At 66.0% G+C, this 532-nt stretch carries 1 protein-coding gene; it reads left to right on the top strand.

Annotation, left to right across the window (positions count from 1 at the left end):
• Nucleotides 1–81 precede the first annotated feature (81 nt).
• Nucleotides 82–532: CoA transferase (locus AC5RWU_RS24540; protein WP_493986775.1), on the top strand; the 451-nt coding region annotated here is incomplete at its 3' end.

Raw genomic sequence — 532 nt, 5'->3', positions numbered from 1 at the left:
GAGATGTAGCCGTCAGGGCCAGTTGCCTGCTAGGGTGATTCAACCGATCATTTGGTTGTCTGAGACGCAAGAGGAGATCCAATGCCAAACAAGCAAGGACCGCTGGCGGGGCTTCGCGTCATCGAACTGGCCGCCCTAGGACCCGTGCCGTTCGCGGCGACCATGCTGGCGGATCTCGGGGCCGACGTGATTCGCGTCGATCGGCCGCCATCAGGGGCGGAAATCTTCGACGCCGAGGACGAGATACTGCACCGCGGCCGACGCTCAATCTGCGTGGACCTGACCAAGCCGTCCGGGCGTGATCTGATCCTCGACCTCTGCGCCGAGGTCGACGTGCTTCTGGAAGGTCACCGGCCCGGAGTGAGCGAACGCCTCGGCGTCGGACCCTCGGACTGCTCCAAGGTCAACCCACGGCTCGTCTACGTTCGGTGCACTGGGTGGGGGCAGGAAGGGCCTCTCGCTGCCCGCGCCGGCCACGACCTCACGTACACCGCATTGAGCGGGGCGCTCGACGCGATCGGCGAACCGGGCC

Source organism: Arthrobacter sp. B0427-1-12, from assembly GCF_059092905.1.
The sequence above is the reverse complement of the archived record's forward strand: the minus strand, read 5'-3'. Positions and strand labels throughout refer to the sequence as shown.